This is a genomic window from Halorubrum salinum, from assembly GCF_024494575.1.
GTDB lineage: Archaea > Halobacteriota > Halobacteria > Halobacteriales > Haloferacaceae > Halorubrum > Halorubrum salinum.
In genome coordinates, this window is sequence record NZ_JANHDO010000002.1 from 63,931 (window position 1) to 77,308 (window position 13,378).

The window sequence follows — 13,378 nt, forward strand, 5'->3', positions numbered from 1 at the left end:
CGATGTCGCCCGCCTCCGATCTCGGCCCCGCGCTCGCCCCTCCCGCCTCTGCCCTCGCTTCGGTCGCCCCCGCGATCGCCGCGCTCGCGCTCGCCGTCGCGGCCGACCTCGCGGCCGGAGAGCCTCCGAGCCGTCTCCACCCGGTCGCGTGGTTCGGCTCGCTCGTCGGCCGCGTCGACCGCGAGTGGAGTCGCCCTCGCCTCGTCGGCGTCGCGGTCGCGGTCGCGCTCCCGCTCGCGGCCGCCGCGACCCTCGGCGGCCTCGTCGCGGTCGCGGCGGAGTTCGGCCCTCGGGCGGCCGGGAGTTCGGTCCTCGCCATCGCCGTCGCGGCCGTCGTCCTCTCCGCGAGCGTGAGCCTCCGGATGCTGCTCGACGTCACGACGGACGTGGTCGCCGCGACCGAGACGGACCCGGCCGCCGCCCGCGAGTCGGTCCGGGCGCTCGTGGGCCGCGACCCGTCGGCGCTCTCGCCGGCCGAGATCCGGAGCGCGGCCGTCGAGAGCGCGACGGAGAACCTCGCAGACGGGTTCGTCGCTCCGCTGTGGTGGTTCGCGGTCGGCGCGGCGGTCGGCGCGGTTCTCGACGCGTTCGCCGCGCCGACCGGAGCCGCGCTCTCGACCTCGCTCGTCCTCCCGCTCGGAGTCTCCGCCGCGGTCTGGGTCAAGGGGGTGAACACGCTCGACTCCATGCTCGGCTACCGGACGAAGCCGGTCGGCGGGGCGAGCGCGCGGCTCGACGACCTCGCCATGTACCTCCCCGCCCGCGCGAGCGCCGGGTGTCTCGCCGTCGCCGCGCTCTCGGTCGGCGGCTCCCCCATCGGCGTCCTCCGGCGCGCCCGCCCGTGGGCCCGCGAGCCCGCCTCGCCGAACTCGGGCTGGCCGATGGCGACCGGCGCGGCCGCTCTCGGCGTGCGGCTCGAAAAACCCGGGAACTACGCGCTCAACCCCGCCGTCGACCCACCGACCCCGGCCGACGCCGAGCGCGCGGCGCGGCTCGTCGCGGTGGGCGGCGGCGTCGCGGTCGCGGTCGCGGCCGGGTGGCTGCTCGCGCTCTCGGGGGTGACGGCGTGGCTCTGATCGCCGCTCTCGCCGCCGCCCTGCGAGACGCCCCCGCCGCGCTCCGGGGCGCGCTCGGCTTCCTCACCCGGATCCCGGTCGGCAGCGACGCGGCCGCGTGGGAGGCGTTCTCGCGGTCGCCGTGGAGCCTCCCGGCCGTCGGCTACCTCGTCGGCGCGCTCGTCGCCCTGCCGCTCCTCGCTCCCGTGCCCGCGCCGACGGCGGCGCTCGGGTTCGTCGTCGGCGTCTACGCGCTGACGGGGATCACCCACCTCGACGGGGTGGCGGACCTCGGAGACGCCGCGGTCGTCCACGGCGACGCCGACGCGCGCCGTGAGGTGTTGAAAGACGCCGCGCTCGGCGTCGGCGGCACCGTCGCGCTCACGCTCGTCCTCCTCGGACTCGCGACCGCCGGGCTGTCGCTAGCGCGGATCGCCGGATCGTCTCCCGTCACCCCGGTCGCCGGGTCGTCGCCCGCCCCCTCGGCCGCCCCGGCCGCCGCGGTCGCGATCGTCGTCCTCGCCGAGGTGGGAGCGAAGGCCGCGACGGCGACGCTCGTCTGCGTCGGCGACGCCGCCCACGAGGGGCTCGGATCGGCGCTCGCCGACGGGGTCGCCCCCCGCGACGCGCTCGCCGTCCTCGTCGTCGCGACCCCCGCAGCGGCCCTCGCGTGGGCGGCCGTCGGTTCCTCGGCCGTGGCTCTCGTCGCCGTCGCGTTCGTCGCCGCGTTCGGGGTGGCCGCCGCGCTCTGTCGGTGGAGCGCGCGGCGGCTCGGCGGGATCTCCGGCGACGTGCTGGGCGCGACGACCGAGCTGGCGCGCGTCGCCGCGTTACACGCGGGGGTGATCGCGTGGACGCGCTTCTGATGTGTGGCGGCCGCGGGACGCGTCTCGGCGGCGACGCGGAGAAGCCGCTTGTCACGGTCGCGGGGCGGCCGATGGTCGGCCGCGTGCTCGCGGCGCTGGCCGAGAGCCGGATCGAGCGGGTACACGCCGTGGTCTCGCCGCACGCGACCGCGACGCGGTCGCACCTCGCGGAGCGCGCCGCGGCGCGCGGAGACTCGGATACCGACCTCCGGATCGTCGACGCTCCGGGCGACGGGTACGTCCCCGACCTCCGGTACGCGCTTGGCGTGGGCGACGCCGCCGACGCCGAGACGGCCGCAGACGCCAAGACGGCCGCCGCCGCCGCCGACGCCGATATCGACACCGCCGATCCCCCAGTGCTCACCGTCGCCGCGGACCTCCCGCTTCTCGACGGCGAGGCGGTCGACCGCGTGCTCGACGCCGCCGAATCGGCCGCGTCGCCCTCGCTTACGGTCTGCGTGCCCGCGGCTCGAAAGCGCGACCTCGGCGTCAGCGCGGACGACCCGTTCGAAGTCGAGGGCCGCGCCGTTATCCCGGCGGGGATCAACGTCGTGGGCGGCCTCCGTGGCGTCGCTGGCGACGGCGCGGACGCGCCCGGCGACGACCCCCTCGACGACGCCGTCCACCTCACCGACGATCGCCGGCTCGCCGTCAACGTCAACTACCCGTCGGACGTCCGGATCGCCGAGGCGCTCCTCGCGGAGGGGCAGACGACTCGCTGACACGCCGTTTCCACCGACTGACTCACCACCCACGCCATGCACTTCGACCGAGCCGCCGACCTCGACCGCGCGCCCCACGGGAGCAGCGACGACCCCGACCTGATCGACTTCTCGGCGAACACGAACCCGCTGGTTCCCGACGGCGTCGAGGCCGTCTACCGCGAGGCGTTCGACGCGGCGCGAACCTATCCGCCGGAGCCGCCCGCAGACTTCCGGCGGGCGGCGGCCGCGTACGTCGACTGCGATCCGGACGCGGTGGTGCCGACTCCCGGCGGGCTCGCGGCGATCCGGCTCGCCGTGTCGCTCGCGGTCGACGACGGCGACACCGCCCTCGTGCCCGCGCCGAGCTTCGGCGAGTACGCACGCGAGATCCGGCTGCAGGGCGGTGACCCCGCCTTCGTCTCCCCGGAGTCGATCCTCGACGCCGACCCCGGGGACCACGCGCTCGCCGTCGTCTGCGCGCCGAACAACCCCACGGGAACGGACTACGACCCCGACTCGCTGGAGCGGTTCGCGGCGCGCTGTCGGGCGGCCGACACTCCACTTCTCGTCGACGAGGCGTTCCGCGGGTTCACCGACCGCCCCTCGCTCGCGGGGACCGACGGCGTGATCGTCGCCCGTTCGCTCACGAAGCTGTTCGGGCTCCCCGGGATCAGGGCGGGTTTCGCCGTCGCGACCGGCGACCTCGGCGCGGCGCTGCGCGGCGCGCGGCGCGCGTGGAACGTAAGCGCGCCGGCGCTCGCGACCGGAGCGCACTGCATGCGACGAGACGAGTTCGTCCGAGAGACCCGCGACCGCGTGCGGACCGAGCGCGAGCGGCTTCGCGACGCCCTCCGGACGCGGTACGCGGTCGCGCCCTCGAACGCCCCGTTCCTGCTCGTCGACGTGGGAGGTGGCGGCGATGACGGCGACGCCGCCGACCGCTCCGTCGCCGAGGTCGTCGCGACGGCCCGGGAGCGCGGCGTCGCGGTCCGCGACGCGACCACCTTCCGCGGGCTCGACTCGCACGTCCGCGTCGCGGTCCGCCGCCCGGCAGAGAACGACCGGCTGCTCGCGGCGCTCGGGGTCGACGCCGACTACGACGATGATCGCGACGCCGCCCTCGTCGACCGCGGCGACACCCCGTCTCGGGAGGTGGACGACGGTGTTTGACGCGACCGTCAGCGAGGGCGTCCTCCGGCTGCGTCGGCCGGGGACGCGCTGGCTCTCGACCGGCTGGGCCGGGGGACGATCCCGGGGGGACGCGGCCTACAACGTCTCGGTGCCCGAGGGGTTCGACCGGACCGACCTCGCGGCGTACCGCGACGATCGGCTGGCGCGAGCGGGGTTCGGCGGGAAGGCGAGCAACCGCGACGCCGACCACGACGATGATCGCGACGCCACTGCCGATCGCGCTGACCGCGCCGACCGCGCCGACCGCGCCGCCCCGCCCACGCTGTTCACCGGCGTGGCGATGGAACACGCCCGCGGCGCGCGCCGCGGTCCGGTCGTCGCGTACGCGACCGCCGGGCTCTCGAACCCGGCGACGCTGCTGATGGCTCCCGGAGACGACGCGACCACCGAGGCCGTCCGTACGACCGCGGCCGACCCGTCCCCCTCGGCCGACGCGGCCGAGTCCCCCTCGCACCGACCCGGAACGGTCAACCTGATCGTCGGGACGACGAGACGGCTCGCGCCCGGTGCCGCGGCGAATCTCGTCGCCGTCGCGGCCGAGGCGAAGGCGGCGACGCTGCTGGCGACGGCCGGCGTGCCGGGGACGACGAGCGACGCCGTGGTCGTCGCTGACGACCCGGCCGGCGATCTGGCATCCTTCTCGGGCAGCGCGACGCCGGTCGGCGCGGCGGCCCGCGTCTGCGTCCGCGACGCGGTCCGCGCGAGCCTGCGGTCGCGGTATCCGGACGACGAGTTTCCCGGGCCGCCGGCCGACGCCGAACACGGCGTCGTCGCCGACGGCCGAGCGGAGGTTTTCCACCCATGACGACAGACACACACGACGACGGTACCGACGACGAACGCCCCGACGCCCAGTCCCCCGGCGGCGGCGCGGCTCCGGAGCCGGAGCCGATCTCGCCGGCCGCGCCCGAAGAGTTCGGCCTCGTGCAGGCGTGGTGGGGCGACGGAAAGGGGAAGACGACGGCGGCGATGGGGATGGGGTTCCGGGCGGCCGGACACGGCTACCGCGTTCACATGCTCCAGTTCATGAAGGGCGGGGCGGACAGCGTCGACGCCGTCCGCGGCGAGTACAACGCCATCGCCGCGATGCCGGGCTTCTCCTATGAGAACGCCGGCCACTACGGCTGGCACGGATTACTCGACGGCTCCGCGGACGGCGAGCACGAGGCGAAAGCGCGGGCCGCATTCGAGCGGGCGGAGACGCTCGTCGCCGGCGCGCGCGAGGCCGACCTCTCGACTCCGTTCCCGCTCGACGGCGACCCCGACGCGGGCGTCCACCTGCTGATCCTCGACGAGATCCTGTACGCGGCCGACCGCGGGCTCGTCGACGCCGACGCAGTCGTAGACCTCGTCGAATCGAAGCCCGACGGGCTCGAACTCGTCGTGACCGGTAGCCACGACGAGCCGACGTACCTCGACGGCGTCGCCGACCTGATCACGAACGTCCGGAAGGTGGCGCACCCGTTCGACGACGGCCAGCGCGCGCGCCGGGGCACGGAGTTCTGACCGACGGTGACCCGCTGATGTCCGACCCCGATCCCGACGCCCGAACCGTCCTCGTCGCCGGCACGGCGAGCCACGCCGGCAAGAGCACGCTCGCTGCCGGAGTTTGCCGGCACCTCGCGCGTCGGGGCGTCTCTGTCGCGCCGTTCAAAGCGCAGAACATGAGCAACAACGCCCGCGTCGCGCTCGCGCCGGACGGCGAGTGGGGCGAGGTCGGCGTCTCACAGTACGTGCAGGCCCGGGCCGCACGAGTCCCGGCGACCACCGACATGAACCCCGTGCTGCTCAAGCCCCGCGGCGACGGCGAGAGCCAGATCGTGATCGACGGCGAGGCGGTCGCGACCGTCGCCGCCGGCGCGTACTACGACGACCACTGGGAGCGCGCGCGGGCGGCGGCGGTCGACGCGCACCGTCGGCTGGCGGCCGACCACGACGTGATCGTCGCGGAGGGCGCGGGCAGCATCGCCGAGATCAACCTCCACGACCGCGACCTCGCGAACGTCGAGTGCGCGCGGTTCGCCGACGCCGACGTCCTGATCGCGGTCGACATCGAGCGCGGCGGCGCGTTCGCGAGCCTCTACGGCACGCTCGAACTGCTGCCCGAGGACGTCCGCGAGCGCGTCGCCGGCGCGGTGATAACGAAGTTCCGCGGCGACCCCGCCCTGCTGGAGTCCGGAATCGACGAGATCGAATCGCGAACTGGCGTCCCGGTCGTCGGCGTCGTTCCCCACGACGACCCCGGCCTTCCCGCCGAGGACAGCCTCTCGCTGCCGGACGAGGCGGATACCGGAAGCGGTGACGGAGTCGCCGGTGCCGTCCGAGGAGACGACGACGGCGTTCCCGACGCCGAGGCGGTCCGGATCGCCGTCCCGCGGCTCCCCCACATCTCGAACTTCACCGATCTGGAGCCGTTGGCACGCGAGCCGGGTGTCCGAGTCGCGTACGTCCCGGTCGACGCCGCGACGACCTCGACTGACACCCCGGCGTCCCTGACCGCCGACACGGCGTCGCCCTCCGACGTCGACGCTCCGTCGCCGTTCGCCGACGCCGACGCCGTCGTGATCCCCGGCTCGAAGAACACCGTCGACGACCTGATCGCGCTTCGGGACGCCGGCATGGACGAGGCGATCCGACAGTTCTCGGGGCCGATAGTTGGCCTCTGTGGCGGGTACCAGATGCTCGGCGAGCGGTTGACGAACGCGGAGATCGAGGGGACCGGAGCGGTCACGGCGGTCGACGGCGTCGGCGTCCTTCCGATCGAGACGCGCTTTTCGACCGACAAGCGCGTCGAGCGGGTGACTCGTGACGTCGACACGGGGGGGACGGGTCCGATAGCGGGCGCGACCGGCACCGCGACCGGCTATGAGATCCACATGGGTCGGTCGTCGCCGACGGGGGCGGTCGCGCGACCGCTCGGCCCGGAGAGCGCGGCGACGGCCCGAGTCCTCGGCACGTACCTCCACGGTCTCTTCGAGAACGCGAACGTCCGGAACGCGTTCGTCGAGGCCGTCTTCGACGCGGCGGGACGGTCGCGTCCGTCCGGCCCTAACGCCGGCTCCGCCGACGCGCGGAGCCCGTACGACCGCGCCGCGGACCTCGTCTCCGAGCACGTCGACCTCGCCGCCGCGGGGATCGATCTCGGGTGACCGTGACCGGCCGATTCGCCTCCGGAAGGTATATTGTCTATAACGTCCAATACTGTGGCATGAGCGACAGTGCAGATGCGGGAGACGGTGACGGGGAACTGAGCGAGCGAGAGCGTATCCGCGAACGGAAGCTGCGGGAGCTCCGCGAGCGGAGATCGGACGATGACATCGACGAGGAACCCGGATCAGAGACGCCGAACCACCCGATCGACATCGACGGGCCGGCAGCGCTTCAGCGCACGGTAGACGAGTACGACGTGGTGCTCGTCGACTGTTATGCGGACTGGTGCGGGCCGTGTCAGATGATGGAGCCGACGATCGAGGCGCTCGCGCGAGAGAGCGACGCCGCGGTGGCGAAGGTCGACGTCGACGCGAACCCGCAGATCGCCCAACAGGTGGGGGCGCGCAGCATCCCGACGCTCCTCGTCTTCGCGAACGGCGAACCGACCGAACGCCTCGTCGGCGCACAGGATCGGGCGTCGCTGGAGTCGGCGATCGACGCGGCCGCCTGAATCGCTCGCGGCACTCTTCGCCACGCTCGTGTTCGACCGTGGCGAGGACGGCCGGTCACGGAACCCCTAAGAACGGAGCGACCCCACGATCGGTATGCACATCGCGATACTCGGCGGCACCGGCGACATCGGGCAGGGGCTCGCGCTCCGGCTCGCGGCCGACACGTCTCACAAGGTCACCGTCGGCTCGCGCGAGGCGGGGAGAGCCGAGACGAAAGCGGAGGAGTACACGACCGAACTCGACAGTCGCGGGCTCGACGCCGCGGTCGCGGGAGCGGAGAACGCGGCAGCGGCCGCCGACGCGCGCGTGATCGTCCTCGCTGTGCCGCCGTACCACGTCGGTGACACCGTGGAGGCGATCGCGGACGCCCTCGACCCCGGCGACGTGCTCGTTTCCCCGGCGACCGGCATGAAACGCGACGACGAGGGGTTCCACTACCACAAGCCCGGTGCCGGTTCGGTGACGAGGATCGTCGCCGACGCCGCGCCCGACGGCGTCGACGTCGTCGGCGCATTTCACAACCTCGCGGCCGCGCGGCTCGCGAACCTCGACGCCGACCTCGGGATCGACACGCTCGTGATCGGCGACGACGACGACGCGAAAGAGACGGTGATCGACGTCGCCGAGGGGATCGACGGACTGCGCGCGCTCGACGCCGGCGGGACCGCCAACGCTCCCGAGATCGAGGGGCTCACGCCGCTTCTTATCAACGTCGCCTCGAACAACGACGGGCTCCACGACCTCGGCGTTCGCTTCGAGTGAGGAGCCGGGCCGATCGAGAAGCCGGCCGTCTGCGTCTTCTCACCCGACGATTTCGTCGATCAGCTCTCGCGCGCTCCGACGGACGGCGGCGTCGCTCTCGACGGACGGCTCCCAGCCGAGGGCGGCCAGCTTCTCGATCGAGAGGCGCATCTTCGGCACGTCCCCGGTCCAGCCGCGGTCGCCGCCGGTGTAGCCGTACTCGGGGTCGACGCCGAGTTCGTCGCTGACGATGTCGGCGATGTCCGTGACCGAGGTCGTGGTCCGCGTCCCGAGATTGTAGATGTTGAGGTCGTCGTCGGCGTGCTCGACGACGAACTCCATCGCGTCGACGCACTCCGTGACGTGCATGTACGACTTCTCCTGGCGGCCATCGCCGAGGATCTCCAGTTCGGTGGGGTCCGCGTCCAACTTCTCGATGAAGTCGGGGACCACGTTGCCGCGCTGGCGCGGGCCGACGATGTTCGCGAAGCGGAACACCCACGACCGGATCCCGTAGGAGTGCGCGTGCGTGGAGATGAGCGCCTCGTCGGCGAGCTTCGAGGAGCCGTAGATGGAGATGGGTTCGAGCGGGCCGTAGTCTTCGGGCGTCGGCCGCGGTGCCTCGCCGTAGACGGTCGACGAGGAGGTGAACGCGAGCCGGTCGACGCCGACCTCGCGCATCCGATCCAAGACGTTGTAGGTCATCTCGGAGTTCTCCTCGAAGAGGGCGCGGTCGTCGTCGTAGTTCGTGTCCGTGTACGCGGCGAAGTGGAAGACGACGTCGAGGTCTGCGGTGACCGCCTCGGCGACGTCGTCCGCGTCGGTCATGTCGGCCTCGACGAAGTCGGCCCCGTCTGGCACCCGGTCGCGGGTGCCCTTCGAGAGGTCGTCGGCGACGCGGACGGTCGCGCCGCGGTCGAGAAGGCTGGCGGCGAGGTGGCTCCCGACGAGCCCCGCGCCGCCCGTGACGAGCACGTTCGAGTCGGCCAGGTCCATAGGCGTCCGTGCGGCGGTGTCGAATAAGTACGTGTGGAATCGGAACGGGGATTCTCTGGCAGCCGGCGCTACGCGCCGGCGACCTCGCGGGCTCATCGCGGGCCGACGGCCCGCCCGGAGGCGCGCCACCGCGTGGGAGATCGCTTTCCGACCCCTCACAGCCCCTCTTTACCGCCCTCCTGCGTGAGGATGACGATCATCGAGAGGCCGGAGATGACGAGCAGGATGAGCGTGGGGACGACCGCGTACTGATACAGCGCGGTCGCCTGCGCCCGCCAGATCTGGGTCACGATCGTCTCGAACCCGGTGGGGCGGAGGACGAGGGTGACGGGCAGCTCCTTCATCGTCGTGAGGAACACGAGCGCGGCACCGGCGACGATCCCCGAGCGCGTGAGCGGGAGCGTCACGCGCTTGAACGCCCCGCTCGGCGACTCGCCGAGGGTGCGCCCGGCCTCGACGAGCCGTTGGTCGACCTGCAGGATCGCGGTCCGGCTCGACCCGACCGCCTGCGGCAGGAAGCGGACGACGTACGCGAACACGAGGAGCGGAAGCGTCTGGTAGATCCACGGCAGGTACCCCGATCCGAAGTAGACGAGCGCGAGCGCCAACACGATCCCGGGGACCGCGAACCCGACGTACGTCGCTCGCTCGAAGATCGTCGCGAGCGGCGACTCGTGGTTCGCGGCGAAGTACGCGATGGGGATCGCGGCGAGCGCCGCGGCGAGCGCTGCGGCCGCGGAGACCGACACCGAGTTCAGCACCTGCACCGGCTCGAACGCCATCGACGGCCGCCGGCCGGCCTCCGAGCGGACCAGCCAGAGCCCGAGGATCCACAGCGGCACGAGCAGCGCGAATCCGGACACGGCGGCCGGAAGAAGCGTCGCCGGCCAGCGCAGCCGCCCGAGCGACACCCGGTTCGTCGTCTGTCCCGCGTCGTCGCCGCCGCCCGCCCGCTCGGACCGGACCGCCCACTCCAGCGCGAGTACGACGAGCACGACGACGAGAAGTTGCATGGAGAGCAGCGCGGCGTAGTCGCTGCCGAAGGACCTGTACTCGACGTAGATCTGCTGGGTGAACACCGGGAGCCGCATGATGGAGGGGGTGCCGAAGTCGGAGACGGCGTACAGCGCCGCGAGCAGGGAGCCCGCTGCGACCGCGGGACGGATCGTCGGAAGCGTCACGCGCCGGAACGCCGCGAGCCGTCCGTGGTTCAACGTCCGCGCCGCCTCCAGGAGGGTCGTGTCGAACGACAGCAGCGCGGCGCGGGTCGTCAGGTAGACGTACGGGTACGTGTACAGCGTGATGACGAGGATCGACCCGGAAAGACCGTGTATCTCCGGGACTCGCTCGACCCCGAGCGGCGCGAGCACGTCGTGGAACTCGCCGCGTCGCCCGAACGCGGAGGCGAACGAGAAGGCACCGACGTAGCTCGGCACGACGAGCGGGAGGGCGGCCGCGACGGACCAGAACCGCCGAAACGGCAGGTCTGTCCGGACGGTGAGGTACGCGAGCGGCACGCCGATCGCGATCGAGGCGGCCGTGACGCCGCCCATCAACAGCAGGCTGTTGAGGAGGATGTCCGCGGTGTCGACGCTGAAGAGGAGGTCCAGCGCCCGACCGCGCTCGACGGTCGTCGCCTCGATGACGAGCCACGCCAGGGGGAAGACGAGCGTCGCGGCGATCGCCGCACAGAGCAGCGTCAGCCCGAGGGGCAACCGCCCCTCGCCGTCGGTCAACACGTCGCGGATCCGGTGTCTCAAGCTCATTGTCCGGGAACGAATCGCTCGATTCGAGCGAGAGCGCGCCCGCCGTTAGCAGTTCCGATTCCCGTCGCGAGCGCGCTCCGACGGATATATTAGTTTAGGGGAACCTAAAACCTTCCATGGAACTGACGCGACGCGACGCGGCGGCCGCGCTGGCCGCGCTCGGCGCGACCGGCGGGGTCGCGCTCGGCGTCCGTCGGCCGGGGACCGGCGAAGCGGGCGAACGCGGTGCGCCGAGCGACGAGGCGGCCGGCGAGGGCCTGCCGGACGAGGCGGTCCGCGAGTCGATGCGTGCGGTCGCCGCCGTCGTCTACCCCGAGGCGGTGTCGGGGGTCGACGCGTTCGTCGACGGCTTCCTCGACGGTCGCCTCGACGGATCGGCACACGGTGAGGGGATCCGGGCGGCGGTCGCCGACGCCGAGTCGGCGGCGCGGTCGTGGTACGACGCCTCGATAGCCGACCTCCCCGCGTCGGACCGGGAGGCGGTGCTCCACGAACTCGGCGTGGACACGGCCGAGGAGGACCCGCACGGAACGACGGCCGAGCGCGTCCGGTACTACGTCGTCAACGAACTGCTCTTGGCGCTGTACTCCTCGCCGACGGGCGGCGAACTGGTCGGCATCGAGAACCCGCAGGGGTACGCGGGCGGTGCCGAAAGCTACACCCGGGGGCCGCCGTGAGCGGCGCGGAGAGCCTCGGAGACGAGCACGCTGACGCCGAGGCGGTCGACCGCACCCCCGTCCCGGACGCGGACGTCTGCGTCGTCGGCGCGGGACCGGCGGGCGCGCTCGTCGCCGACAGGCTGGCTTCCGATCACGAGGTCGTGGTGCTGGACGCGGGGCCGCGGTTCGACCCCGCGGACCGGCTCGCGAGACAGGAGCGGGCGATCCGCCCGTTCTACGATCGCCCGGACGTGTGGGACGTCGGCGGCGAACGCGACGCCCACGAGAACGCCGGCGACCGGCTCTACCCGCTGAACCACGCCCGCGTGAAGGGCGTCGGCGGGTCGACGCTCCACTGGCAGGGGATGGTGATGCGCCTCCACGAGGACGACTTCAACTCCGGGACCGAGCGGGGGGTGGGGCCGGACTGGCCGATCGACTACGCGGACCTGCGGCCCTACTACGCGGAGGCCGAGCGGGAACTGGGCGTCGCGGGCGCGTCGGACAACCCCTACGCGCCGCCCCGCGAGGAACCCCACCCGATGCCGGCGTTCGAACCCTCCTACAGCGACTCGCTTTTCGCCGAGGCCTGCGAGGCGCTGGGGATCGACATGCACTCCGTGCCGAACGCGCGCAACTCCGAGCCGTACGACGATCGGTCGCCCTGCGTCGGCTACGGCACCTGCCAGCCGGTCTGCCCGAGCGGCGCGAAGTACGACGCGACCGTCCACGTCGAGCGCGCCGAAGAACGGGGTGCAACGGTCATCGACCGCGCGAGCGTGCAGTCGCTGGAGCACGACGCCGACGACCGCGTGACCGCCGCCGTCTACGCGACGCCCGAGGGCGAGGAGCACAGACAGACGGCCGACGCGTTCGTCGTCGCCGCCGGCGGCGTGGAGACGCCGCGCCTCCTCCTGCTGTCCGCCTCGGACCGCTATCCCGACGGGCTCGCGAACGGGAGCGGCCACGTCGGCGAGTTCTTCATGGACCACCTCTTCGCGGGCGCGGGCGGCACGCTCGATGAACCCACCCGCCAGAACCACGTCGGCTTCTACACGAGCGCCTGCGACCAGTTCTACGACGAGGCCGACGAGACGCGCGCCCCGTTCAAGCTGGAGTTCTTCAACTACGCCGGCCCCTCCCCGGTCGAGATGGCGCTGTCGGGAGAGGACTGGGGCGACCCGCTCCTGGAACGGCTGCGAGACGGGTACGGGAACCACGTCGCGATGGGCGGGCTCGTCGAGCAGCTCCCCGACGCCGACAGCCGGATCACCCTCGCCGACGACCGCACCGACGACCACGGCAGCCCGGTCCCGCAGATCGAGTGGAGCGTGGGCGACCGCGCGCTCGACACCATCGAGCGCGCGAACGAGATCCAAGTCGAGATCTTAGAGGAACTCGGCGCGGACGTGGAGTGGGTCGCCGGCCCCGACGCGACCGGCCCCGCTTACCACCACATGGGGACGACCCGGATGAGCGCCGACCCCGAGCGGGGCGTCGTCGACCCCGACTGCCGGACCCACGACCTAGAGAACTGCTGGATCGCTTCGAGTTCCGTGTTCCCCACCAGCGGCGCGATGAACCCCACGCTCACCATCGCCGCGCTCGCGCTCCGCGTCGCCGACGACGTCGACGCGCGACTCTCTACTACGTGACGCGCTGTCGCACCTACTTTAGGCAAACCTAAAAATTCAAGTGGGTGCGACGTGAGGTGCGGGTAATGAGCGACTCAGTGCAC

At 72.7% G+C, this 13,378-nt stretch carries 13 protein-coding genes; 11 read left to right on the plus strand and 2 right to left on the minus strand.

Annotated features, from left to right (window positions below; translation table 11 throughout):
* Window positions 1–2: 2 nt before the first annotated feature.
* The 9 genes from NO930_RS06110 (at window position 3) to npdG (ending at window position 8,240) form a co-directional block, all read left to right on the plus strand.
* Complete coding sequence (locus tag NO930_RS06110) at window positions 3–1,076, plus strand: CobD/CbiB family cobalamin biosynthesis protein (RefSeq protein ID WP_256402847.1); 1,074 nt, start codon at window positions 3–5, stop codon at window positions 1,074–1,076.
* Window positions 1,067–1,921: an adenosylcobinamide-GDP ribazoletransferase gene (locus NO930_RS06115; protein WP_256402848.1), complete on the plus strand. Its 855-nt coding sequence runs from the start codon at window positions 1,067–1,069 to the stop codon at window positions 1,919–1,921. Before NO930_RS06110 ends, NO930_RS06115 begins: the two co-directional genes overlap by 10 nt.
* Window positions 1,921–2,643, plus strand: a complete 723-nt coding sequence (locus NO930_RS06120) for an NTP transferase domain-containing protein (RefSeq protein ID WP_137784675.1) — start codon at window positions 1,921–1,923, stop codon at window positions 2,641–2,643. Before NO930_RS06115 ends, NO930_RS06120 begins: the two co-directional genes overlap by 1 nt.
* A 36-nt stretch (window positions 2,644–2,679) precedes the next feature.
* Window positions 2,680–3,795 (plus strand): aminotransferase class I/II-fold pyridoxal phosphate-dependent enzyme, encoded by a 1,116-nt coding sequence (locus NO930_RS06125; RefSeq protein ID WP_256402849.1) that lies wholly within the window; start codon window positions 2,680–2,682, stop codon window positions 3,793–3,795.
* The gene (locus NO930_RS06130) at window positions 3,788–4,621 is read left to right on the plus strand and encodes an adenosylcobinamide amidohydrolase (RefSeq protein ID WP_256402850.1); all 834 of its coding nucleotides are present in this window, start codon (window positions 3,788–3,790) and stop codon (window positions 4,619–4,621) included. The genes NO930_RS06125 and NO930_RS06130 overlap by 8 nt, the downstream gene beginning before the upstream one ends.
* Entirely contained in the window at window positions 4,618–5,322 is a 705-nt protein-coding gene (locus tag NO930_RS06135) for a cob(I)yrinic acid a,c-diamide adenosyltransferase (RefSeq protein ID WP_256402851.1), read from the plus strand. Before NO930_RS06130 ends, NO930_RS06135 begins: the two co-directional genes overlap by 4 nt.
* A 17-nt stretch (window positions 5,323–5,339) precedes the next feature.
* The gene (locus tag NO930_RS06140) at window positions 5,340–6,965 is read left to right on the plus strand and encodes a cobyric acid synthase (RefSeq protein ID WP_256402852.1); all 1,626 of its coding nucleotides are present in this window, start codon (window positions 5,340–5,342) and stop codon (window positions 6,963–6,965) included.
* Window positions 6,966–7,024: 59 nt separating this feature from the next.
* A complete protein-coding gene (trxA, locus tag NO930_RS06145) occupies window positions 7,025–7,477 on the plus strand; it encodes a thioredoxin (RefSeq protein ID WP_256402853.1) in 453 nt (150 codons plus the stop codon).
* Window positions 7,478–7,571: 94 nt separating this feature from the next.
* The gene (npdG, locus tag NO930_RS06150; RefSeq protein WP_256402854.1) at window positions 7,572–8,240 is read left to right on the plus strand and encodes an NADPH-dependent F420 reductase; all 669 of its coding nucleotides are present in this window, start codon (window positions 7,572–7,574) and stop codon (window positions 8,238–8,240) included.
* Between the two features lie 39 nt (window positions 8,241–8,279).
* Here npdG and NO930_RS06155 read toward each other — a convergent pair whose 3' ends face one another.
* Window positions 8,280–9,215 (minus strand): NAD-dependent epimerase/dehydratase family protein, encoded by a 936-nt coding sequence (locus NO930_RS06155; RefSeq protein ID WP_256402855.1) that lies wholly within the window; start codon window positions 9,213–9,215, stop codon window positions 8,280–8,282.
* Between the two features lie 155 nt (window positions 9,216–9,370).
* A complete protein-coding gene (locus NO930_RS06160; protein ID WP_256402856.1) occupies window positions 9,371–10,981 on the minus strand; it encodes an ABC transporter permease in 1,611 nt (536 codons plus the stop codon).
* 116 nt (window positions 10,982–11,097) lie between these two features.
* Between NO930_RS06160 and NO930_RS06165 the strand changes: the two genes are divergently transcribed.
* Both NO930_RS06165 and NO930_RS06170 read left to right on the plus strand, forming a co-directional pair.
* A complete protein-coding gene (locus NO930_RS06165) occupies window positions 11,098–11,658 on the plus strand; it encodes a gluconate 2-dehydrogenase subunit 3 family protein (RefSeq protein ID WP_137784438.1) in 561 nt (186 codons plus the stop codon).
* Window positions 11,655–13,295: a GMC family oxidoreductase gene (locus tag NO930_RS06170; RefSeq protein ID WP_256402857.1), complete on the plus strand. Its 1,641-nt coding sequence runs from the start codon at window positions 11,655–11,657 to the stop codon at window positions 13,293–13,295. Before NO930_RS06165 ends, NO930_RS06170 begins: the two co-directional genes overlap by 4 nt.
* Window positions 13,296–13,378 lie beyond the last annotated feature (83 nt).